Below are 22,496 nucleotides of genomic sequence, written 5' to 3' on the forward strand. Positions count from 1 at the left end.
TCATCTATTTTCCGACCATTGGTGTTTTATCGTCACAGGAGATTATCGACCTTGCTTGACCTCATGACAATGGCGGACGTTATGAAAGCATCCGGCATTACAGCGAGCCAAAGTAGGCCGCCAAGGCTTTAAAGTCTTCTTCGGACAGATTCGCGGTAATAGCCTGCATCGGCCCGCCTTTGCGCGAACCGTCTTTGAAGCTTTTCAACTGCTGAACCATGTATTCAGGGTGTTGTCCGGCAAGTCTCGGAAACTGGCCATTACCTTCGCCCGATGCGCCGTGACATCCCAGGCACATGCCCGCTTTAGCTTTTCCTGCTTGAGCCAGCTCAGGATCACCGCCGGCTTTTTCGGCTTTCTGGGCTGAAAAGTAAGCGGCTAGATTTGCTATATCTTCGTCCGACAGGTTGGCCGCCATCGGTTGCATGACAGGATTGTTGCGCTCTCCCTTTTTGAAGGCATTCAGTTGGTTAATGATATAGTTCGATTGCTGCGCCGCAAGATTAGGCCATTGGGGATTGCTGCTATTGCCTTTGGGCCCGTGGCAACCGCCGCAAGTTTCTGCTTTTTTTTCGCCGGCTGCGACATCGGCAGCCGAAACCGGTGCAGTTGCAGACCAGGCCAGGCATAGAAATAGCGTAAGGATTTGCTTGAATACAACCATGTTTCACCTCACAAAAGTATTGGGCTTTAGATGATTATTGAACTCGACGCAATATGACAGGCGTCTGTCTTATTGTTATTGGGAACATTTACTATACAACTAAAAAGATTAAGTGATAATAAAAAAGTTCAGAGGTTGAGCATGATTATACCGGACAACACTGCAAGCCTATTTCCCATGCCCGCTATTGGTGTCGGTGGAATCATTTTCAATCGGCAAAACCAGGTTTTATTGATAAAGCGCAATCAGCCGCCGGCAATGGGTTTGTGGTCTATACCCGGCGGAAAATTGGAGGCGGGCGAGTCTTTAACAGAAGCCTGTAAGCGAGAGATTAAAGAGGAAACCGGCCTGGAAACGGACATTAAAAATATTGTGGCGGTAGTCGAAAGGCGGATTGAGAATTTTCACTATGTGATTATTGACTATTTGGCTTTGTTAATTGACGAAGAACAGGCTGTGCCGATAGCTCAGAGCGATATTGCCGATGCCAAATGGGTCGATTTGGAAAATCTTGCTGATTATGAGTTAGTTGAAGGTTTGGCGGAGATTGTCAGGCGCACCTTCTGCATTTATAAAGAAGATCATTTGGCTGGATTGTACGATATTGATTCGAAGGGCACGGACTATATTCCTTTACTGTAAATGCTTTGCATAGCATCCCTTAGTGTATAAGCATCTGAATCCGGTTAAAATATCGGAGGTTTATCTTTACTCGGATACATAATCGTATGTCGGAAAAACATATTTATAAAGTCGCTTTTGTCAACCAGGAGCAGGTTTATGAAGTTTACGTTAAAAGCGTCTATCAAGCGGAACTCTATGGATTTGTAATTGTTGAGGATTTCATTTTCGGCGAGAAAAGCTCAATTGTGGTTGACCCGACGGAAGAGCGGCTCCGGTCTGAGTTTGAGGGCGTCAATCGCTCTTTTATTCCTATGCACAAGATTATCCGTATCGATCAGGTAAAAAAGCGAGGGACGGCAAAGATTGTGGCTATTCCCAAGGATGCGGCAGAGGATCGCGGCCGGTTGTCTGCGCTTTATACGCCGGATAAGAAATAAAGCGTCTGCCCAATCGCCTTGGGCAGATTGGGCAGGGAAATTATTTTACGATACGTAAATTAGGTTTGTTAGGCGGGGTCTTCTCAGGAGGCGGTTCATCGCCTTCCGTGTCTTCATGATCGAAGATCATGCCTTTGCCGTTTTCTTTGGCGTAGATGGCCATCACCGCGGCTATCGGTGTGACGATATGCATAGGTTTGCCGCCAAACCGGGCGTTGAATTGAATTTCCTCATTGCCCAGAGAAAGTCCCTGTATGGCTTCAGGCCGTATATTTAAGACGATTTTACCGTCTTCAATATATTCCTGCGGCAGAACCGCGTTGCTGTTTTCAGCATCTACCAGCAAATGCGGAGTCAGGTGGTTATCAATGATCCATTCGTAGATTGAACGGATTAAATAGGGTTTTAAAGAAGTCATTTTGGTGGTTCAGCCATTTCTTTTTCTGCATCGCTGAGGCTGCGCTTGAATGCAGGTCTTCTGAATATGCGTTGGGCATAGTTTGTAATAGCTTCGCTCGGTGTCGACACATCAATGCCTATGCTCGGCAGGCGCCATAATAAAGGAGCGAGCGCGCAATCGATCAGCGAAAACTCATCACTCATGAAATAAGGTCTGGCCGCAAAAATAGGCGCAGCCGACAGCAGACTTTCCTTGAGCATTTTTTTAGCCCGGGCTGACTTTTTCTCGCCCGAGTATAAGATCTCGTCAAGTAATTGATACCAGTCCTGATCTATGCGCTTAATCAGCATCCTGGCGTTGGCGCGCGAAACCGGGTCCATTTGATGCAATGGAGGATGCGGAAAGCGCTCGTCAAGATATTCCATAATAATGCGCGAATCATAGAGGACCAGGTCCCGCTCTATCAGCGTCGGGGATACGCCTGTCGGATTCAGTTCAAGCAAATCCTCAGGCGGGTTATTCGGATCATAATATTCAATGTCTGCGACAACCCCTTTTTCGTGTAAGACAAAGCGGGCGCAGTGGCTCATGGCACATGTTGGAGATGAAAAAAGCGTCATTACAGATTTACGAGTATTAATATTTGCCACGAATAACAACCTCATTTAGGACGGTGTGGGGCGGTAAAAGCGGGCATTATAACACGGAAGATCAGGTTTTTGACCGGTAGACGATATTAGAATCAAATGTATATATAACAAGAAAACGTCCCTGTTTTCATCGTCGTAAATTAATGAATATCTCTCCAATACTCTCGTTTCAGCAGATAGGCTATGCTGACAAACATGAAAATAAAGAATATGACATATTTGCCCATGCGCTGCCTTTCCAGTTGTACAGGTTCCCCTACATAAACCAGGAAATTGACCAGATCGTTGACTACGTGATCGAACTCTGCCTCAGTTAAAGTGCCAGGTTCTTCTATAACTAGCTTATCGATGACCTGCTTGCCATCCACTTTTTTATACAAGGGGGTTTGTTCGCCTTGCAGTTGCCAGAATACGTTAGGCATGCCGACATCCGGAAAAACCGCATTGTTTGTGCCCAGGACTTTGGTTTTGTCGGTATAGAACCCCTTTAAATAACTGTATAGCCAATCTGCGCCGCGTGAGCGGGCGACCAATGACAGGTCGGGCGGCTGAATGCCAAACCATTTTTCTGCATCATGCGCATTCATCGCCGTGTGCATTTGGTCATAAATACCGGCCCCTTCCGGCGCAATGTCTTTCAAAACTTTCTTTTCGTCGACGCCAAGATCGAGGGCAATGCGCAGATAACGGATATGTTTTATCGAATGACAGCCCAGGCAATAAGTCACGAAGTGCTTGGCTCCGCGCTGTAAGGATGCGTTATCGGACAGATCGATATCGGCCTCCTGCAATTGCATGCCTTCAGATGCATAAACGCCCAAAGGCAGAATCAACAACAAAAATAGGGTGATAAATTTTTTCATATCAATCGAGGCTCTTTTTTAGTTTTATTGCTAGTCGAGTGATGACGTTGAGAATGCCTGCAGGATGGGGTCTTCTCTTCATAACTGTTGTGCCGTCTTCTTGGGTGACCGGTTTCTGCACGGTCATTTCATGATAGGTTTCTATCAGTGCAGGAATGCGGTCTTCAAGGCTTGGTTGATCCGTCAAGCGTGACGGTAACGGTTTTGCTTTTTCCCAACGCGTATACAGCGGCATCAGCAGGAAGAAGCCGAAATAAACCGCCGTAAAAATACGAGCCACGGTTGTCGCTGCCGGCGTTGCGGGTTGCGTGCCCAGATAGCCTAAGCCGAGAAAGCTGATGACGAAAAGCAACAGGGCTTTTTTATAGGTGCCGCCGCGGTAGCGGATGGATTTGACTTCGCTGCGATCCAGCCACGGCAGCAGGAACAACACGACAATGGCGCCGCCCATGCCGATAACGCCGGCGAATTTGTCGGGAATCGCTCTCAAAATGGCATAAAATGGGGTGAAATACCAGACCGGCGCAATATGCTCGGGCGTTTTCATCGGGTCAGCCGGAATAAAGTTGGCATGCTCCAGGAAATAACCGCCCATTTCCGGCATGTAAAAAATGACGGTCGCAAAAAACACTAAAAATACGCCGACGCCGACGATATCTTTAACGGTATAGTAAGGATGAAAAGGAATGCCATCCAGCGGAATGCCGTTGGCGTCCTTGTTTTTCTTGATTTCGATACCGTCCGGGTTGTTGGAACCTACTTCATGCAGCGCTACGATATGCAGGAAAACCAGTAATACCAGAACCAATGGCACCGAGATAACATGAAAGGCAAAGAATCTGTTTAACGTGGCATCGGATACGACGTAATCGCCGCGAACCCAGAGCGACAATTCATCGCCGACTACGGGTATGGCGCTGAACAGTGAAATGATAACCTGAGCGCCCCAGTAAGACATTTGTCCCCAAGGCAGCAGGTAGCCCATGAAGGCTTCGGCCATCAGTGCAACGAATATCAGCATGCCGAAGATCCAGATCAATTCGCGAGGCTGCTTGAATGAGCCGTACAGCAAGCCTCTGAACATATGCAAATAAACCACAATGAAAAAGGCCGAAGCGCCGGTGGAGTGCATATAGCGCACCAGCCAGCCCCAGTTGACGTCGCGCATGATGTATTCGACAGAGTCGAAGGCCAGCTGCGCATCCGGCTTATAGTTCATGGTCAGCAAAATGCCGGTCACAAACTGATTGACCAGCACCAGCAGGGCCAGTGAGCCAAAGAAATACCAGAAATTGAAGTTTTTCGGCGCATAGTATTGCGCCATGTGGTCATTCCAGAGTTTGGTGAGCGGAAAACGGTCCAGGACCCAGTTGCCGTATGTTGTTAGACGTGATGGTTTCATGCGCTTGCCCCCGCGGTAGCTTCTTCGCCAATGATGATCTGCGTGTCGGTAACATAACGGTAGGGCGGAATCTCCAGATTGGTAGGCGCCGGCACGCCGCGATAAACACGGCCGGCCAGATCGAACCAGGAGCCATGGCAAGGACAGAAAAAGCCGCCTTTCCATTTGTCGCCCAGATCGTTAGGGGCAATTTCCGGACGGTAAGTAGGCGAGCAGCCCAGATGCGTGCATAAACCAATGGCAACGAAAATCTCAGGTTTGATCGCACGCATTTGGTTCTTGCTCGAGGACGGCTGTATCGATTCCTGCGAGAGCGGATCACGAAGCTCATTATCAAGTGTTTTAAGCGTCTCAAGGACTTCCGGCGTTCTGTTCAGAATCCAGACCGGTTTGCCGCGCCACTCGACTCTGAGCAATTGGCCAGGTTCCATTTTGCTGATGTCAACTTCAACAGGTGCCCCGGCCGCCATCGCTTTAACGCTGGGCTGCATTTGAGCCAGAAACGGAACCGCTAGATAGCCTGTGCCGACCGCCCCTACCACGGTCAACGCCGTGGTTAAAAACTGGCGCTTGGACTTATCGACGCCTTCATTATTCATTTATAAAGTCTCCTGATTGGGTCTGTGCTTTAAAGAGCACATGATTTTATAGTTTTTATCGATGCCAATATACCATTACAACTTATGTGTTTTGAAGCGTTTATGCGCAATGGTCCGGGAATCGGCATCCAGGGCGAATACATAGACGGCATCACAATCTCTGTATCTGTACAGTCAACGGTTTGATAGCCAGCTCAATGACCGGCCAGACTTTTCCTTAATGCCGCAAGAAAAGCCTTATTTTCTTCCGGCGTGCCAATCGTGACGCGCAGGCAATCGCTTAATAATCCGCCTTGCGGCGCCAGATTCTTTATTAAAATGCCTTGCTTTTTTAATGAAGCGAAAATACTGTCGGCCTTATTTTTCGGCGTCCGGAACAGAATGAAATTAGCCGCGCTTGGGTAGGCGGTAATGCCATCCATGTCATTCAGTTGTTCAAATACGACGGCTCGCTCAGCGCAGATCTGCCGGGTTTGGCTGTCAAACAATGATTTATTGGACAAGGCAAAGTCGGCGCTGATTTGCGTGAGGATGTTGATGTTATAAGGCAGGCGGATTTTGTCCAGTTGTTCGATAATGGCCCGGCTGCCGGCAATATAGCCCAGGCGCAGGCCGGCCAGTCCCAGCTTGGATACGGTGCGCATGACCAGAAGGTTATCGAATTGATCCAGCCGGTCGATAAAGCTGGCATCGGCAAAAGGCGCGTAAGCCTCATCAATGACCACGAGGCCCTTGGCCGCCTTGATAACAGCCAGCATCGCGTCTTCGCTGAACAGGTTGCCGGTCGGGTTGTTGGGATAGGCCAGAAAAATAACCGAGGGCTGATGCGCTTCAATCGCAGCCAGCATGGCAGGCACATCGAGATCAAAATTATCGGCCCGTAACGGAATGCCATGGTAGCTCAGCCCCAGGCAGTGACTCAGCTGTTTATACATGACAAAGCCAGGATCAGGCGCCATGACGCAGGCAGTCGATGGCAGCGCCATCAGCAGTAATTGAATGATCTCATCGGAGCCATTGCCCAGCAGTAGTTCGAACTGATCGGGCAGCTGATTCGAACGTTTCAACGTTGCTGCGAGCGCTTTGGCTTCAGGATCAGGATACCGGTTCAGCGCGCAGTCTTTCAGCGCTTCCAGCCAGCTGGCCTTGATATCTTCGGGCCAGGTATAGGGATTTTCCATGGCGTCGAGTTTGATCAGGCCTGTGGCATCAGCCACTTTGTAGGCAGACAGGGCCCGCACTTCCTGGCGGAACACGGAGGCAATCAGATCATTTTGTGGCATACATTAAGATTCAGGGCAAAGGTGAAAAGTAACTGGCAAGATGCAGGGCGAAGACTTGTCCGCCCTGCATCTTGGGCCTTACTCTGACTTTATTCGGTATTCGGCAGAACGCGCATGGGCGGTCAGGCTTTCACCTCTCGCCAGTATCGATGCGGTCTTGCCCAACTGATCTGCACCGGCTTCGGAGCAGTTGATCAGACTGGAACGCTTCTGGAAATCGTAAACGCCCAAAGGCGATGAGAAGCGGGCGGTGCTCGATGTCGGCAAGACATGGTTGGGGCCGGCGCAGTAGTCGCCTAAGGCTTCGGCGGTATAGCGGCCCATGAAAATGGCGCCGGCATGGCGGATGTGTTCGCATAAAGCGGTCGGATTTTCAACCGACAGCTCCAAATGTTCCGGGGCAATGATGTTGGCCACCTCGGCAGCTTCTTTTAGGTTGCCGACTTTGATCAGCGCGCCGCGCGTGGTCAGCGAAGTTCTGATGATGTTCGCCCGCTCCATCTGCGGCAATAATTTGCGGATGCTTTGCTCGACGGATTCCAGGAAGTCTGCGTCATCACTGATCAGGATGGCTTGCGCGTCTTCATCGTGCTCGGCCTGCGAGAACAGGTCCATGGCAATCCAGTCCGGGTTGGTTTTGCCATCGCAGATCACCAGAATTTCCGAAGGGCCGGCAATCATGTCGATGCCGACTTGCCCGAAAACCAGTTTCTTGGCCGTGGCGACATAGATATTGCCGGGGCCGACGATTTTGGCCACGGCCGGAACCGTTTCCGTGCCGTAAGCCAGTGCCGCGACAGCCTGTGCGCCGCCGATGGCAAAGGCGCGGTCGACGCCGGCCAGATATGCCGCCGCCAGCACCAGCTCATTGGTTTCGTCATGCGGCGTGGGCACGACCATGATCAGTTCGCCGACCCCGGCGACTTTGGCCGGGATCGCGTTCATGAGCACCGAAGACGGATAAGCCGCTTTGCCGCCCGGCACATAAAGCCCTACCCGATCCAGCGGGGTGACTTTCTGGCCCAACAGCGTACCGTCGGCTTCGGTGTACTGCCATGACTCCATCTTCTGTTTTTCCGCATAAGCTCGGATACGGTCGGCGGCTGTCTGCAATGCCTTGGCCTGATCGGCCGGCAGTTTTTCCCAGGCCGATTTCAGCGTATCCCGGGACAGTTCGAGCTGGCTGGCATCGGTGATCTGGCAGTGATCGAAGCAGTTGGTGTATTCGATCACGGCTTTATCGCCGTTTTTGCGCACGTCGGCAATGATGGACAGCACGCGTTGATGAATTTCCAGATCGTCGGTTTCATCCCAGGCCAGCAGATTTTTCAATTGCTGGTCAAAATCAGCTGATGAGGCATCCAGTTTGGTAATGTTTAAATCGGGCATGGCGTTATCTTTCCGCAAGGGTTTTTTCAAATTGATCGAGTAGTGATTGAATGGCCTGATGCTTCATCTTCATGGCCGCCTTGTTCACGACCAGGCGGGAACTGATGTTCATGATGAGATCGCGCGGTTCGAGACCGTTGGCTTTCAGGGTATTGCCGGTATCGACGAGATCGACGATGCAATCGGCCAGGCCAACCAGGGGCGCCAGTTCCATGGAGCCGTATAACTTGATGATTTCGGCCTGAATGCCCCGGCCGGCAAAATAGCGTTGGGCGGTTTTGACGTATTTGGTCGCCACGCGGATTCTGCCCGAGATGTCCGGCGCATCCTTAGGCGCGGCGGTCATGAGCCGGCAGCAGGCAATCTTCAGGTCCAGCGGCTCGTACAGGCTTTCGGCGCCGTGCTCCAGCAATACATCCTTGCCGGCAATGCCGAGGTCGGCGGCGCCATATTCTACAAATGTAGGTACATCAGTAGCGCGGATGATGACCAGTTGAACGTCGTCGCGGCTGGTTTGCAGGATCAGCTTGCGGCATGTTTTCGGGTCGTCGATCGGCGTGATGCCTGCCTCTTCCAGGAAGGGCAGGGCTTCTTCATAAATTCGGCCTTTGGATACGGCGATAGTCAGCATGGCAAATCTCTATCTTGGGACGCGGCGTATAGTCGCGCCCAGTTGCGAAAGTTTTTCTTCGATGTGATCGTAGCCGCGGTCTATATGGTAAATGCGGTCAACCAGTGTATCGCCTTCGGCCGCAAGAGCGGCGATGACCAGACTCGCGGACGCTCTTAAATCGGTCGCCATAACGGGGGCAGCGGTCAGCTTTTTAACGCCGGTGCAGATGGCGGTATTCGATTCCAGCTTGATGTCGGCGCCCATGCGCTGCATTTCCTGGACATGCATGAACCGGTTCTCAAAGACCGTTTCGGTAATAATGCCGACACCTTCTGCGACCGTATTCATGGCCGTGAACTGGGCCTGCATGTCGGTCGGGAAAGCCGGGTAGGGGGCCGTGCGCACCGAGACGGCTTTGGGCTTGTTGCCGTGCATATCGAGTTGAATCCAGTTTTCGCCGGTTGTGATGTCGGCGCCGGCCTCAACCAATTTTTCCAGAACGGCATCCAGCAGGTCAGGCCGGGTATTCTTCAGCCTGACTTTGCCGCCGGTGATGGCGGCGGCGACCAGGTAAGTGCCGGTTTCGATGCGGTCGGGCAGGATGTTGTAGTGCAGATTTTCCACGCCCAGTTTTTCGACGCCTTCAATGACGAGAACATCGGTGCCGATGCCGGAAATTTTGGCGCCCATGGCATTCAGGAAATAAGCCAGATCGCTGACTTCCGGTTCCTTGGCGGCATTTTCGATAATCGTGGTGCCTTCGGCCAATGCGGCGGCCATGAGCAGGTTTTCAGTGCCGGTAACGGTGATCTGTTCAAGCACCAGGCGGCAGCCTTTCAGCCGGTCGACCTTGGCATGGATATAGCCGTTTTCGACGGTGATGTCGGCGCCCATCTTGATCAATCCATTGATGTGAATATCCACAGGACGCGTGCCGATGGCGCAGCCGCCGGGCAGCGATACATGCGCCTCGCCGTATCGGGCCAGTAAAGGGCCCAGCACCAGGATCGATGCGCGCATGGTTCTGACCAGTTCGTATGGCGCTTCAAAACAGGCGATCGAGCTTGCGTCGACTTCAATGTTCATTTTTTCGTCAACGATGAGCTGAACGCCCATGCGGCCCAGTAATTCCATCGTGGTCGTGATATCGTGCAGGTGCGGTATGTTGCCGACGCTGACGGGCGTCTCCGAAAGCAGCGTTGCGGCCAGAATGGGTAAAGCCGCATTTTTGGCGCCGGAGATGCGCAGTTCTCCTGAAAGTCTTTTGCCGCCGGTAATGATTAGTTTATCCATACAGAATGTCTTGGGTTATCTCGATAAATGCTAAAGATCAGTAAACTCTGGCGAATCTGGCTGACTTGTAAAATGGTTCGTCTTGTCGAAGCCGCTCAATCTGGCAAGGTTGAGAAGCTGCTTAGGAATGTTCTTAAAGTGCAGATGGATTTTATGGTCGCGTGTATACTTTATCCATTCGATCATGAGCGCAAGCCCGGCACTATCCGTAGATGTGACCCGGCTGAGATCGATAGTGATGTGTTTTGCCGTCTTCAAGAAGTCAAATGATTTGACTGTTTTCTTGTCTATCGTTGAAAAAGTCAAATCGCCATCGATGATGAAGTTTCCCGCTCCCTGATCAATAATGTTCAGCCCGCTCACTTTTTCGTTTCCGCTTTTTCTTCGGCTGATTTAAACAGGAACTGGCCGATGACTTTTTCCAGGATGATGGCGGACTGCGTGATTTCAATCGTGCTGCCTTCTTTCAGATACTCTTCCGAGCCGCCCGGCACCAGGTTGACGTATTGTTCGCCCAGCAGGCCGGCGGTAAAAATGCTGGCGCTGGTATCATCCGGGAGGGTGTTGTACTTCGCGTTGATATGCATTTCAACGACGGATTCATAAGTGGTCGGGTCGAAGCTGATGGCTTTGACCTGCCCTATTTTAACGCCGGCTACGGAAACCGGCGACTTAACCTTCAGTCCGCCGGAATTCTCAAAGCGTGCAGCCACAGTGTAGGTGTCTTCCTCAATAAAAGTGCTCAAATTACTGACTTGCAGGGCAAGAAAGAGCAGGCCGACGATGCCTGCGGCGACAAAAAGCCCGACAAGCGTGTCCTGGGTACTGGTGTGCTGCATGTAAATTAATCTCCGAACATGAGTGCGGTCAGGATGAAATCGAGACCTAAAATACTAAAAGCTGAATTGACGACGGTACGTGTAGTGGCGCGGCTGACCCCTTCGGAAGTCGGGATGGTGTCATAACCTTCAAACAGCGCTATCCAGGTGGCGACAAAACCGAAAACGATGCTCTTGATGACGCCGTTGACGATATCATCCTGGAAATCGATGCCGGCCTGCATCTGTGACCAGTAAGAGCCTTCGTCCACGCCCAGCAGGCCGACGCCGACCATGTGTCCGCCCAGGATGCCGATCATGCTGAATAAAGCCGCCAGCAAGGGCATGGATAGCAAGCCGGCCAGAAAGCGCGGCGAAATAATGCGCTTGATCGGGTCGACGGCCATCATTTCCATGCCGGAAAGCTGTTCAGTCGCTTTCATCAGGCCGATTTCCGCCGTTAAAGCGGAGCCGGCCCGGCCGGCGAACAACAAGGCTGTCACAACCGGGCCCAATTCTCTGACCAGCGACGCCGCGACCATGAGGCCCAGCGTTTCTTCGGCGCCAAAATCGGACAGGATGTAAAAACCCTGCAGGCCCAGCACCATGCCGACAAACAACCCTGAAACGGTGATAATCAGAAAGGACAGGACGCCGACCGCATACATCTGATTAAGGATCAGTCTGGGTCTTGGCAAAATGCTGCCGAGGCCTCCGAGCGTATGCAGCAGGAAGAATGTGCCGCGTCCCAGCTTGGTAAAGCTGGTACGTGTCGTTCTGCCTAAAAATTGTAGAAATTGAGTCATGTTTATAGCTGCCCGTAACGCTTTGATACCCGGCCAGAACGTTTTTTGGATGACAGCAGGTCGTCAACATAGTCTGTTGCAGGGTAATGAAAATGCACCGGGCCGTCTGCCGCTCCGGTCATGAATTGTTGAACCCATTCAGATTCCGACTGTTGAATTTCTTTCGGCGTGCCCTGGCCGACGACTTTGCCTTCCGATAATACGTAAATATAATCGGAGATCGCCGCCGTTTCATGGACATCGTGCGAGACGATAATGCTGGTCAAGCCCAGGGTGTTGTTCAACGATTTGATCAGGTGCACCAGCGCGCCCATGGAAATCGGGTCCTGGCCTGTAAACGGTTCATCATACATGATCATCATCGGGTCCAGCGCGATTGCGCGGGCCAGGGCGATTCGCCTGGCCATGCCGCCGGACAACTCGTTAGGCATCAGATCGCGTGCGCCTCTCAGTCCTACGGCTTGGAGTTTCATCAAGACCAGCGTGCGGATCATGGATTCGGGCAGATGGGTGTGCTCGCGCAACGGAAAAGCCACATTATCGTACACGCTCATATCCGTTAATAAGGCACCGCTTTGAAAAAGCATGCCCATGCGTTTGCGCAAATTGTACAATTCCGACCGGCGCAAGCGGTGGACATTCTGCCCGTCTACCGTCACAGTGCCCTGGTCGGGAAACAATTGGCCGCCGATCAGTTTCAACAGCGTGGTTTTGCCCGTGCCGCTGGGACCCATGATGGCGGTAATCTTGCCGCGTTCGAATTCCAGCGAAATATCGTCAAATATTTTCTTATTGCCCCGGGAAAATGACAAATTGTGAACAGAAACTAGGCTGTTTTGAGAGGAAACGCTGTTATCCATGCGTGGTCAGGATATATTTCAGAATCTAAACCCGCTATTTTCTATGACTAGTCCCTGTCAAGTCAATATACAGTTGTTTGAGAAAGGAAAAGTAGCGCTTCTCCGCATCGGTTTAGAGCAGGAGCGGAAAGCATGGGCTAAAAATATCTGGACTTACTTATCGCCCGTTTGCCATTCATCAAGAAAGGGGCCACGGTGATAAATCAGGTCTTCGACAGGCTGGCCGCCCACCAGATGCTCATCAATAATGCGCTGCAGATTCTTCTCGTTGACGTTGTAGTACCAGACGCCATCGGGCTGCACACACATGATCGGACCCGATTTGCAGGTGGCGAAGCAGTGCGTGCGGGTGCGCTTGACTCGCAATTCTCCTTGATCAATGCCGGCGGCCTTGAATTTTTCGCCGAGTTGGTCGAACAAAGCCTGTGATTCGCCGTTCTGCGTGCAGCGCGGACCTGTGCAGACCAGCAAGTGACGCTTGTAAGCCGACATTTTGGGTTTTTCCGTTACCGGAAGCTGATTATCAGTCATTGTTTATATCCTGTGGTGAGGGGCAGGCGATTCGCATCCTATCATTGTAGTACCGGGTCATGGCATTTGTGTCGAACGAGCCCGCTTGCACGATCAGCCACAGGTTCAACAAAGGATCCCCCTGCCGATCGAGGATCTGTACGCCGTGGGCTTGGTCGCCCCGGCTGACAAACCAGGCCTGATGAGCCTGACGCCAGTCCAGGTGCAGATGGAAATGGTCATTGACGATGCTGATTCGTTCGTCCTGCAGCCGCAAGTCCGCGCCTCGAATAAACAGTTCCGCGACTGCTCCGTTCTCTGAGCGTACCACGGCACGCAGAGCTCCCCAGTTTTGCGCCGCTGCCAGTACGTTGTGCCGTTGATCCGGCAGGACAGCCTGCGCCTCGAATTCACCGGCCTTGTCGTCCGGGCCGGCTTCGGCCACCGCTTCGAGAATTTCTTCCAGCGGCCGGCCGAAATAGCGTGCGGCGTCCAGCAGGGAAGCGGCAGATGTCTCACGTAAATGGCGGCGCACACACGCCTTCCAGCCTTCCAGGCCCATGCTGAGTGAGCGGCCTGCTCGCTCCCCGGCCAGCGTCTCGCCGGTCAGCGCATCATATTTATTGGCGTAGCCGCGCGGCGTCACCATCAGGCCTTCGCGGGCAAAAGTGCTGCTGTTGCCGACCAGCACCGTGGTCAGCATGCCGATGTCGCAATCAGCCATTTCCGCCAGTCTCACAATCTGGATGTTCTGCAAGGCCCGATAGCCGGATTTGACGATGGCTACCGGCGTCTCAGCGCTGCGGTGGCGCAGCAGGATTTTTTGCGCTTCGACGATGTGCCGCGTGCGGCGGCCGCTTTTGGGGTTATACAGAGCCACCACGAAATCCCCGCGTGCTGCGCTTTCCAGACGGCGGGCGATCATTGGCCACGACGTCAACAGATCGGACAGTGAAATCGAGCAAAAATCGTGGGTTAAAGGCGCCCCCACCAGCGAAGCGCAGCTCGACAAGGCGGTGCTGCCGGGGACGACTTCCACCTGAATCGGGCTGTCCGGCGTCCAGCCGCTTTCCAGCAGCAATTCATAAGTGGGTCCGGCCATGCCGTAAACGCCGATGTCGCCGGAAGAAATCAGCGCCACCGTTTTGCCCTGTTTGGCGTGCTCGTAAGCTTCGATGCTGCGATCCAGTTCTTCGGTCATGCCTTTCCTGATCACTTCCTTGCCATCCAGCAGGTCCGCGACCAGCTTGATATAGGTGCTGTAACCGATGACCACGTCGGCTTCTTCGATGGCCTGCCGGGCGCGGAAAGTCATGTGCTCGTGAGAGCCGGGGCCGATGCCCACCAGAAAAATTTTGCCTGTTTTCGTCATTTCATTCTCGCAATTGAAACGGTGGCGTTCTTGCCGTCCGCTCCCAGATATTTGTATTTTTCCACCAGTAAATGGTGCATGTCGGTATTGGCCGCTTTCAGGGCCGCCGCCTCGGCCACCGCCGGCGTGCCCATGTATTTCTGCACCACTGGCGACGGATTCGGCACCGGGATCTGCGCCAGCGCCTCGGCCGGATAAAAATGCAACGGCCAGGCATTTTCTTCCGCCAATTGCAGCAAAGCGTGCTCGTCGTTTTTTTTGTCGATGCTGGCCAGCCCGGCGACCGCCGCCGCATCCAGTCCGCCTTGCCGCAAGGCCTGCGTCAATGCCTCCTGCAGGGTTTGCAGGCTGACGCCGCGATCGCAGCCGATGCCGATCATCACTTTCATGATTGCCCCAACGGCGGCCGGTACACCACCAGCCGCTCTTCAAGACGCCGCCAGACGGCAGCGTCAATGTCGCGCCGCGTCACCCATAAAATCGAACGGTATTGGTAGGTATCGACATCCTCGAAACGTTCAAACAGATGAATATTGGCAGGCAGCGGCGTACTCCGCGTCCACCAGTTGCGGCTGCCCGCTTCCTGCACGAAGGCAATCGGCAGCTGGTTGACGACATCGGCGGAAACGCGGGTGATGTTGATTTTCGGCGCTTCCACCTGCCAGCCCAGCTCGCGGCCCAAAATGTCTACCGGAATGGTCTTGCCGGCATCGGATGCCGTGGTCAGCACCGGCGTGGCCTTCAGCAGGGCGGCGACTTTTTCGGCATAGGCGTTGGCGCCGCCGACATGGCCGGACAGCACCGGAATCACGAATTCGGCGGCATCGTCGATCACCAGCACGCCGGGATCTTCGTCTTTGGATTTCAGGTGCGGCGCGATCAGCCGCACCACCGCGCCGAGCGACACCAGAAAGATGATCTGCTCGTAAGACTCGAACAAATGGCCGATCTGGGCGCTCAATGCACCTTGATAAATTCGGAGCGGATTAGTGAAATCGCCCATCTGTTCGGCCTGCTTTTCCGAAACGACCACCTCGGCTTCCGGGATTTGCGGCGCCAACCGGCTGGCGATGGCGGCGCCGTGTTTGGTGATCGCGACAATCGCGACGCGTACTTCAGTCATCGCTTGTTTCCTTCTTCTTGCGGCAGCCGCGCTGCATTTCGCCACGTTGGCGGCCGGGGTTTTTGATAATCAGCAGCGACAGATAATTGACTTTCTGGCCTTGCAGGCCGGCCAGGTCATGCACCATGCGCTCTTCCGGCGCGCCGGCCTTTTCGATGAACCAGCCCTGCGCCAGCAGATCGCTGCGGCGCAACAGCTCGATGATGTCATCCAGCAGGGGCTTTACCTTGAGCAGCACCAGCGTGTCGAAATCGGCCAGCATCCGTTCGATCTGGGCGATGCCGTAACCGGCCGGGACGATGGCGATGGTGTCGTCGACATCGGCCAGCGGTTCGCCGCAGCGCGCGGCGGCGGCATGAAACGACGATACGCCGGGCACGGTTTCCACCGTCACATCCGGCTGCAAGGCGCGCACACTGCGCTGCAGATGGCCGAAGGTGGAATAGGTCGAGGCATCGCCTTCCACCAGAAACAGCACATCCTCGCCGCACTGCAACCGCGCCAGTACGGTTTGCGCCGCCTCCAGCCAGTAGCGCGCCAGAATTTCGCTGTCGTGAGTCATCGGAAACAGCAGCGGCGTATGCGCGGCAGGCAAGGCAAGACCAGCGCGCAGCGCGATGTCCAGCGCATAACTGTCGCCGTTTTTCTTGCGCACCGGATACGTCCAGTGCCCGGAGCCCGACAGTAACTGCCAGGCGCGGCGGGTGATCAGGCCCGGATCGCCGGGGCCCAGGGATACGCCGTAAAGCGTGCCGAGTTTAATTGTCATTGTGATTGGCCCATGTAAGGTTAAGCAGCGCCGGAAGCGGTTGCCGAAACGATCCATACCGGGTTTTCCGCCTGCAGGCGGTTCATGTCGAGTATGGGGCTGCTGCGCGAGGCCTGAATCTGGCAGACATCCCAGCAGGCGCCGAGCCGCTTCAGGGTCTCCACGGCCGTCGACAGGTTTTCCAGCGTTACGAAATTCATCACCAGCCAGCCGCCCTGGCGCAGCCGGCCGAGGCAAATCCCGATCAGTTCCGCCAGTTCGCCGCCGGAGCCGCCGATGAATATCGCATCCGGATCGGGCCAGCCGTCCAGATGCTGCGGCGCCTTGCCGTGGAAAAAACTGTAATTGCTGATGCCCCAGGCGGCATGATTCTGTTCTACATTGGCGAGGTCGTCGGCGTTTTTTTCAATGGCGTAAATATGGCCGTCCACGCACAGCCGCGCCGCTTCCAGTCCGACCGAACCCGAACCGGCGCCGATATCCCAGACGATGCTGCGCCGGGTCAATTGCATGCGCGCCAGCGATACCGCCCGCACCTCGCGCTTGGTGATCAGGCCTTTTTCCGGCTTGCGCTGCTGAAAACAGTCGTCGCTGACGCCGAACAGCACAGGGGCGGCTGGCGTCAATTTGCGTTTGAGAATCATGACATTCGGTTCTGCATAAGTCCCCTCGGCCACGGCGGAAACCGGCAGAAAACCGGTGACGGCTTGCACTGACTGCTTCAAGGCCTGCGCCACCGCGATTTCAAAGGCCTCCGCCAGTCCTTCGGCCTGCAACATGCGGGCGATGCGCGGCGGGTTGTTGTCCGGGCTGGTCAGCACTGCCAGCAAATCGTGTCGCCGGCATTGTTGCATCAGCGCATACAGGCCGTGTTCCGGCATGGCGCCGCGCTGCCACTCGCCCGCATCCTTGCTGTGCACGGATGCGATCGCCGCCGACTGCCAGGGCAGGCCGAGTTCGGCGAAAGCCAGTTGGATGCTGCTGAGATTCGGCAATATCCGCAGCTTGACGTGCGGCAGCCTGTCCGCCAGATAACCGCCGATGCCGTGGCAGAGCGGATCGCCGCTGGCTAATACCGCCACCGGTTCGTTATTGGCTAGGGCCGCGTTAATCCAGACCGGCACTTGGCTCAGCCTGCCAGTCAGGTCGTAATGCTGCGCCTGGGTTATTTCTCCGGCCAGCAACGCCAGCAAGCGTCCGCCGGTAATCACGTGTTTCGCTTCGCGCAGGCGTTGTAAAGCCTCATCGCCAAGGCCGGCTGCGCCGTCGTCAAGTACGCCGATGAGCGTGCATGCTACAGTCATGAAAAAGTCCTTCCGGCTTCCGCCAGTTTGTTGCCGTCGAAATCGCAAACCAGCACTGCGATTTTAAAGCGGCCGGGATAGCGTCTGTCTAATGTCGCAATCACCCTCTTAGCCAATTCGACGTGAAATTCATATTCCAGACCCAGTTGTTCCATGCATTCGCTGGCGTACCGAGCAGTTTCCTGGCCGGCGATGGCCTGGCAGACGGCTTCGGGAGCTCCGATGCTGCGGGCGATGTCAGCGACCAGTTCGACGTCGACCGGATTGCGGCCGGCATGGGTGATGGTTTCGCCCTGCGCCATTTTGGTCAGCTTGCCGACCATGCCGCCGATGACGATGTTGTGGATGCCGCAGCGATCGGCCGCATCCAGGGCCGGCGTGAGAAAGTCGCCCATTTGCACGAAACAGCTCTCGTCCAGCTCAGGCAGTTCCTGCATCACGAATTTTTCGGTACGGCCGCCGGTAGTCAGCACCACGGTATCCTGTCCCTGACGGGCAGTCACTTCGACGCCCTGCACGACGCTGGCGCGAAAAGCGGCGGTGGAATACGGGTGGACGATGCCGGTCGTGCCCAGAATCGAGATGCCGCCGATAATACCCAAACGATAGTTGAGGGTTTTTTTTGCCATTTCCTCGCCATCGGGAACAGACAGCGTGACTTGCAATCCTCGGTGCCGTAACTGTTCGGCGGCGATCAGACGAATGTTGTCTTCGATATTCTTGCGCGGCACCGGATTGATGGCGGGCCCTCCGACCGCCAGCCCCAGGCCGGGGCGGGTGACAGTGCCTATGCCGGCACCGCCTTTCAGCTCCAGCGTATCGGGCCGGGCTGTCCATGCCACGTCGGCGGTGAGTCGGGCGTGGTTGGTGCAGTCGGGGTCATCCCCGGCGTCTTTCTCGACCACCGCATGCGCCGAGCCGTCGCGGCAATAGCCTTCTTCAACCTTGAATGCGACCAACTGGCCGTTGGGCAGCAGGCATTCGACGCTGTCCGGCACCTTGCCGTCCAGCAATCCCTGCACCGCCGCCCGCGCCGCTGCCGCCGAACAGGCGCCAGTGGTGTAGCCCTTGCGGGTGCCTTTCGGTTTCTTTTCCGCCATCATCACGCTAATCGGTTCTTTGCCGGCTTTCAGCCAGACTCAACAAGGCATGCAGCGCTGCGACCACCAGCGTTGAACCGCCCTTGCGGCCGCGGGTGATGATCCACGGTACGTCCTGCAGGCGGCTGAGGGCATCCTTGGATTCGGCGGCGGAAACGAAGCCGACCGGCATGCCGACGATCAGCGCCGGCTTGACGTCTTCCTCATCGATCATGCGCACGACTTCCAGCAAGGCGGTCGGCGCATTGCCGACCGCAACGATGCCGCCGTCCAGCAGGCCCAGGCGCTGGGCCTTGCGTATGGCCTGCACGGCCCGGGTGCTGTTGATCTGCTTTGCCGCCTCGATCACGTCGTCGTCGGCGATGAATTGATGGGATTGGATGCCGAAATGCTTCAGGCGCGGCTGCGACAGGCCGACGCAAATCATTTCCACGTCGGCAACGATTGGCGCGCCGTCCAGAATCGCCTGAATGCCGGCTTCTACCACATTGTCGGAGAACTCGGCCAGGCCGTTGAATTCAAAGTCGGCAGTGGCATGGATCATGCGCCGGACGATTTGCCATTGCCCATCGGAATAGGCATGACTGCCGGCTTCGCGGTCGACGATGGCGAAGGAGTCGTGTTCGATCTGCTGGCCGGCCTGGGTCAGTTGTTCGGTCTGGATATTGTTGCTCATGACGATCTGTTTAATGATGGTGATGGTGGTCGTACTGCATGGCCTGTTCGCGGTACTGGCAGCCGTCGCACTCCAGCATTTTCGGCGCGTTCGGGGCGATGGCCTCCGCAACCCGCTGATCGAGCAGCGTGAAGATTTTCTTGTCGAAGCCGAAATAGTTGCCGCAGGCGATGGCAGTTTGCGGGTATTGGCTCTGCAGTCGCGCGACCTGCAGCGCGATGCGCTCGATCAGCAGGCCGGTAAACAGATAGTAAGGCAGAATGGCGATTTGGGTCATGCCCAGCCGCACCTGGCGCTGAACGATGCTCTCCAGGCGAGGATGGGTGATGCCGGTAAAAGCCACATCGACCAGTTCGTGTTCGGTGAGTTCGTAAAGCCAGCGCGCCATTTTCGCCAGTTCGCCGTTGGCGACCCGGTCCGAAGAGCCGCGCCCCAGAATGATGACGCCGGTGGTTTTGGGGTCCGGCATCGCCAAGGTATGCATCACGCTTTTCAGATTCTTTTCCAGAATTCTCAAGATATCTTCGTTGGCGCCGATATGCGGCGCGTAGATGAATTCGACTTCGGGAAAGCGCTCGCGGGCTTTTGCGATATGCTCGGGGATTTCGGCTTTGACGTGACCGGCGGCGCTGAGGATCAGCGGCACGACGATGACCTTGCAGGCGCCTTGTGCCGCGCGGCACAGGCCCTCGTCCAGTAGCACCTCGGCCAGCTCGATGTAGCACAGTTCGATGCGCCAGTCCGGATGCAGGGCCTGCCATTGCTGCCGGAAATTCTGAATCTCGTCGTTGCCGGCCTGGTTACGCGAACCGTGGCCGACCAGTAGAATGGTCGTCGTCATGATTGATCCTCGGAATTTGCACGCACGCCGCGCCGGAAGCGGTGGCTGAAGCCGGCATCGTAGAGCTTGGATTTTTTCAGGGAAGGCCAATGGCGGGCGCCCAGCGTGGGACTGACGATGATCATTGCCTGGCTGTTGATTTTGGCGGTGCGGCATTTCTCACGGATATCGGCCAGCGTGCCGCGGATAATCTGCTGTTCGCCGGGCCAGCTGGCCTTGTGCACCACCAGCACCGGCGCATCGTCGGCCCAGCCGGCCGCTTTCAGCTCGCGTTCGATGGTGGGCAGCAGCGTGATCGATAAAAACAGGCACAGCGTGGTGTGATGGCTGGCCAGTTCTTGCAGGGATTCGCCTTCAGGCATCGGCGTGCGACCTTCGACGCGGGTCAGGATCACTGTCTGCGTCACTTCCGGCAAGGTCAGACTCTCCACCGCGCAAGCCATGGCCGCCATTGCCGACGATACGCCCGGCACCACTTCGATCGCGATGCCGGCCGCATCCAGTGGCTGCACCATTTCGATCAACGCGCCATAGAGGCCGGGGTCGCCGGTTTGCAGGCGGATGACGGTTTTTCCTGGCTCGGCCTGATCGATCAGCCAATCGGTGATCTGTTCCAGCGTCATGTCCTTGGAATCCTTGATCAGGCAATGGCTCGGCGCCCATTGCGTCGCCGCCGCCTGCACCAGGGAGCCGGCGAACAGGATGGCGTCGGCTCTGGCGATCAGGTCACGGCCTTTGACGGTGATTAAATCGGGATCGCCAGGGCCTGCGCCGACAAACCAGACTACAGATTGGTCACTCATGAGAAGAACCCTGCGGCGAGCTGCGGATTAAATGGAAAATAGTTGTGCAGGTAAGAGGCCTGCAAGCGTCCGGAACGAAAAAAACCTTCACCGTGACCGAAGCTGCGTTGCGGTACGGACAGGGTCAACGGCTCCATGGTCGTTTCCAGTTGTGAATGATGAAAGCTGTGGCCGCGGATCTCGCCTTGCTCCAACTGCAAGCTGTGCATGCCGAGATTGACCAGTCGGCTCTGCATCCGGGCGCTGCCGGGCAGCAGGCCGGCCATTTTCGCGCGGTTGCCGTCACGGTCTTCCAGGCTGTTCAGCAAATACAAAAAGCCGCCGCATTCGGCGTAAATCGGTTTGTCGGCCCGATGATGGGCCTGCAGGGCCTGCTTCATCGCCAGATTATCGGCCAGGGTCTGCAAATGCAGTTCCGGATAGCCGCCGGGTAAATACAGGCTATCGGCGTTCGGCAGGCCGCTGTCGGTCAATGGCGAGAAAAACCGCAGTTCCGCGCCCATGGCCTGAAGACAATCGAGATTGGCCTGGTAAATGAACGAAAACGCTGCATCGCGGGCGACGGCAATGCGCTTGCCAGCCAGCAGACGCGGCAGCGGCATGGCCTCGACAGGCTCAAAAGCCACGCTGTCCGGCAAACGGCAGGGCGCGAGACTGCTCAGCAATTCGGCGGCGCGCGCCAGTCGCAGGTCGAGATCGCCGATTTCATCGGCCTGCAGCAAACCGAGATGCCTCGACGGCAAACCGATCGTTCCGTCTTTCGCCATCACTGCCAGCAGCGGCATCGCATCCGGCAGCGCTTCTTCAAGCAGTTTGGCGTGGCCAGGGCTGCCGACCTTGTTGGCGATTACCCCGGCAAACGGCAGTTGCGGCCGGTAATTGGCCAGGCCATACGCGACGGCGGCAAAGGTTTGCGCCATGCCCTGGGCATCGATCACTACTGCGACAGGCACGGATAATGCCTGAGCCAGATCGGCGCTGCTGGTGTCGCCATCATACAAGCCCATCACGCCCTCGATCAGGATGACGTCGGCGTCGGCGGCGGCGCGGTACAGCAGTTCTCGGCAATGCGCTTCGCCCATCATCCACAAATCCAGCTGATACACCGGTTGTCCCGAGGCATGGGCCAGGATTTGCGGATCGATGAAGTCGGGGCCGGTCTTGAATACCCTGACTTTGCGGTTTTGCTGGCGGTGATAATAGGCCAGTGCGGCGGTAATGGTGGTCTTGCCTTGTCCGGACGCAGGGGCGCTGATTAGCATGGCCGGGCAATGTCGGGCTGATGGAGATGTCATGA

The 22,496-nt window shown here is 55.5% G+C and carries 27 protein-coding genes; 2 read left to right on the forward strand and 25 right to left on the reverse strand.

Features of this window, described 5'->3' with window-relative positions; genetic code table 11:
* Positions 1-97: 97 nt before the first annotated feature.
* On the reverse strand, positions 98-664 hold the full coding sequence (locus tag V2P20_RS06240) for a cytochrome c (RefSeq protein WP_331817191.1): 567 nt from the start codon (positions 662-664) through the stop codon (positions 98-100).
* Positions 665-742: 78 nt separating this feature from the next.
* On the opposite strand from V2P20_RS06240, the gene V2P20_RS06245 reads away from it, so the two are divergent.
* Complete coding sequence (locus tag V2P20_RS06245) at positions 743-1,306, forward strand: NUDIX hydrolase (RefSeq protein ID WP_331817193.1); 564 nt, start codon at positions 743-745, stop codon at positions 1,304-1,306.
* An 86-nt stretch (positions 1,307-1,392) separates the two neighbouring features.
* A complete protein-coding gene (locus tag V2P20_RS06250) occupies positions 1,393-1,725 on the forward strand; it encodes a DUF1820 family protein (RefSeq protein ID WP_331817194.1) in 333 nt (110 codons plus the stop codon).
* A gap of 40 nt (positions 1,726-1,765) precedes the next feature.
* Here the strand turns inward: V2P20_RS06250 and V2P20_RS06255 are convergent, their stop codons facing one another.
* From V2P20_RS06255 to V2P20_RS06370, 24 genes are all read right to left on the reverse strand, one after another.
* Entirely contained in the window at positions 1,766-2,143 is a 378-nt protein-coding gene (locus tag V2P20_RS06255) for a ClpXP protease specificity-enhancing factor (protein ID WP_331817196.1), read from the reverse strand.
* Positions 2,140-2,745, reverse strand: a complete 606-nt coding sequence (locus tag V2P20_RS06260; RefSeq protein WP_255528668.1) for a glutathione S-transferase N-terminal domain-containing protein — start codon at positions 2,743-2,745, stop codon at positions 2,140-2,142. The genes V2P20_RS06255 and V2P20_RS06260 overlap by 4 nt, the downstream gene beginning before the upstream one ends.
* Before the next feature lie 170 nt (positions 2,746-2,915).
* Entirely contained in the window at positions 2,916-3,638 is a 723-nt protein-coding gene (locus tag V2P20_RS06265) for a cytochrome c1 (RefSeq protein ID WP_331817201.1), read from the reverse strand.
* 1 nt (position 3,639) lies between these two features.
* Positions 3,640-5,040: a cytochrome bc complex cytochrome b subunit gene (locus V2P20_RS06270; protein WP_331817203.1), complete on the reverse strand. Its 1,401-nt coding sequence runs from the start codon at positions 5,038-5,040 to the stop codon at positions 3,640-3,642.
* Positions 5,037-5,639, reverse strand: coding sequence for a ubiquinol-cytochrome c reductase iron-sulfur subunit (gene petA / locus V2P20_RS06275; RefSeq protein WP_194969697.1), 603 nt, complete (start codon positions 5,637-5,639; stop codon positions 5,037-5,039). Before petA ends, V2P20_RS06270 begins: the two co-directional genes overlap by 4 nt.
* Positions 5,640-5,833: 194 nt before the next feature.
* Complete coding sequence (gene hisC / locus V2P20_RS06280) at positions 5,834-6,922, reverse strand: histidinol-phosphate transaminase (RefSeq protein WP_331817205.1); 1,089 nt, start codon at positions 6,920-6,922, stop codon at positions 5,834-5,836.
* Positions 6,923-7,000: 78 nt separating this feature from the next.
* Positions 7,001-8,311 carry a histidinol dehydrogenase gene (hisD, locus tag V2P20_RS06285; protein WP_331817207.1) on the reverse strand — a complete coding sequence of 437 codons (1,311 nt, stop codon included), beginning with the start codon at positions 8,309-8,311 and terminating at the stop codon, positions 7,001-7,003.
* Positions 8,312-8,315: 4 nt separating this feature from the next.
* Positions 8,316-8,942, reverse strand: coding sequence for an ATP phosphoribosyltransferase (gene hisG / locus V2P20_RS06290; protein WP_194969694.1), 627 nt, complete (start codon positions 8,940-8,942; stop codon positions 8,316-8,318).
* Between the two features lie 9 nt (positions 8,943-8,951).
* Positions 8,952-10,217 carry a UDP-N-acetylglucosamine 1-carboxyvinyltransferase gene (gene murA, locus V2P20_RS06295; protein ID WP_331817211.1) on the reverse strand — a complete coding sequence of 422 codons (1,266 nt, stop codon included), beginning with the start codon at positions 10,215-10,217 and terminating at the stop codon, positions 8,952-8,954.
* 30 nt (positions 10,218-10,247) lie between these two features.
* The gene (locus V2P20_RS06300) at positions 10,248-10,580 is read right to left on the reverse strand and encodes an STAS domain-containing protein (protein ID WP_331817213.1); all 333 of its coding nucleotides are present in this window, start codon (positions 10,578-10,580) and stop codon (positions 10,248-10,250) included.
* Positions 10,577-11,056, reverse strand: coding sequence for an outer membrane lipid asymmetry maintenance protein MlaD (mlaD, locus tag V2P20_RS06305; protein ID WP_194969691.1), 480 nt, complete (start codon positions 11,054-11,056; stop codon positions 10,577-10,579). The genes V2P20_RS06300 and mlaD overlap by 4 nt, the downstream gene beginning before the upstream one ends.
* Positions 11,057-11,061: 5 nt before the next feature.
* Positions 11,062-11,841, reverse strand: a complete 780-nt coding sequence (gene mlaE, locus V2P20_RS06310) for a lipid asymmetry maintenance ABC transporter permease subunit MlaE (protein WP_331817216.1) — start codon at positions 11,839-11,841, stop codon at positions 11,062-11,064.
* A gap of 2 nt (positions 11,842-11,843) precedes the next feature.
* On the reverse strand, positions 11,844-12,701 hold the full coding sequence (locus V2P20_RS06315) for an ATP-binding cassette domain-containing protein (RefSeq protein ID WP_331817218.1): 858 nt from the start codon (positions 12,699-12,701) through the stop codon (positions 11,844-11,846).
* A gap of 153 nt (positions 12,702-12,854) precedes the next feature.
* Positions 12,855-13,232, reverse strand: a complete 378-nt coding sequence (locus V2P20_RS06320) for a ferredoxin (protein WP_331817220.1) — start codon at positions 13,230-13,232, stop codon at positions 12,855-12,857.
* Entirely contained in the window at positions 13,225-14,583 is a 1,359-nt protein-coding gene (cobJ, locus tag V2P20_RS06325) for a precorrin-3B C(17)-methyltransferase (protein WP_331817222.1), read from the reverse strand. Before cobJ ends, V2P20_RS06320 begins: the two co-directional genes overlap by 8 nt.
* Positions 14,580-14,972 (reverse strand): cobalamin biosynthesis protein, encoded by a 393-nt coding sequence (locus V2P20_RS06330; protein ID WP_331817224.1) that lies wholly within the window; start codon positions 14,970-14,972, stop codon positions 14,580-14,582. The genes cobJ and V2P20_RS06330 overlap by 4 nt, the downstream gene beginning before the upstream one ends.
* Entirely contained in the window at positions 14,969-15,706 is a 738-nt protein-coding gene (locus V2P20_RS06335; protein WP_331817226.1) for a cobalamin biosynthesis central domain-containing protein, read from the reverse strand. Before V2P20_RS06335 ends, V2P20_RS06330 begins: the two co-directional genes overlap by 4 nt.
* Positions 15,699-16,475: a precorrin-2 C(20)-methyltransferase gene (gene cobI, locus V2P20_RS06340; protein WP_331817227.1), complete on the reverse strand. Its 777-nt coding sequence runs from the start codon at positions 16,473-16,475 to the stop codon at positions 15,699-15,701. The genes V2P20_RS06335 and cobI overlap by 8 nt, the downstream gene beginning before the upstream one ends.
* A 20-nt stretch (positions 16,476-16,495) precedes the next feature.
* Positions 16,496-17,779: a precorrin-6y C5,15-methyltransferase (decarboxylating) subunit CbiE gene (cbiE, locus tag V2P20_RS06345; protein ID WP_331817228.1), complete on the reverse strand. Its 1,284-nt coding sequence runs from the start codon at positions 17,777-17,779 to the stop codon at positions 16,496-16,498.
* Complete coding sequence (locus tag V2P20_RS06350; RefSeq protein ID WP_331817229.1) at positions 17,776-18,882, reverse strand: cobalt-precorrin-5B (C(1))-methyltransferase; 1,107 nt, start codon at positions 18,880-18,882, stop codon at positions 17,776-17,778. The genes cbiE and V2P20_RS06350 overlap by 4 nt, the downstream gene beginning before the upstream one ends.
* A gap of 4 nt (positions 18,883-18,886) precedes the next feature.
* Complete coding sequence (locus V2P20_RS06355; RefSeq protein ID WP_331817230.1) at positions 18,887-19,555, reverse strand: precorrin-8X methylmutase; 669 nt, start codon at positions 19,553-19,555, stop codon at positions 18,887-18,889.
* Between the two features lie 10 nt (positions 19,556-19,565).
* The gene (locus V2P20_RS06360) at positions 19,566-20,396 is read right to left on the reverse strand and encodes a sirohydrochlorin chelatase (protein WP_331817231.1); all 831 of its coding nucleotides are present in this window, start codon (positions 20,394-20,396) and stop codon (positions 19,566-19,568) included.
* A complete protein-coding gene (gene cobM, locus V2P20_RS06365) occupies positions 20,393-21,199 on the reverse strand; it encodes a precorrin-4 C(11)-methyltransferase (protein ID WP_331817232.1) in 807 nt (268 codons plus the stop codon). The genes V2P20_RS06360 and cobM overlap by 4 nt, the downstream gene beginning before the upstream one ends.
* Positions 21,196-22,494, reverse strand: a complete 1,299-nt coding sequence (locus tag V2P20_RS06370; protein ID WP_331817233.1) for a cobyrinate a,c-diamide synthase — start codon at positions 22,492-22,494, stop codon at positions 21,196-21,198. The genes cobM and V2P20_RS06370 overlap by 4 nt, the downstream gene beginning before the upstream one ends.
* Between the last annotated feature and the right edge of the window lie 2 nt (positions 22,495-22,496).

The organism is Methylobacter sp. Wu1 (genome assembly GCF_036553575.1).
Lineage (GTDB): Bacteria > Pseudomonadota > Gammaproteobacteria > Methylococcales > Methylomonadaceae > Methylobacter.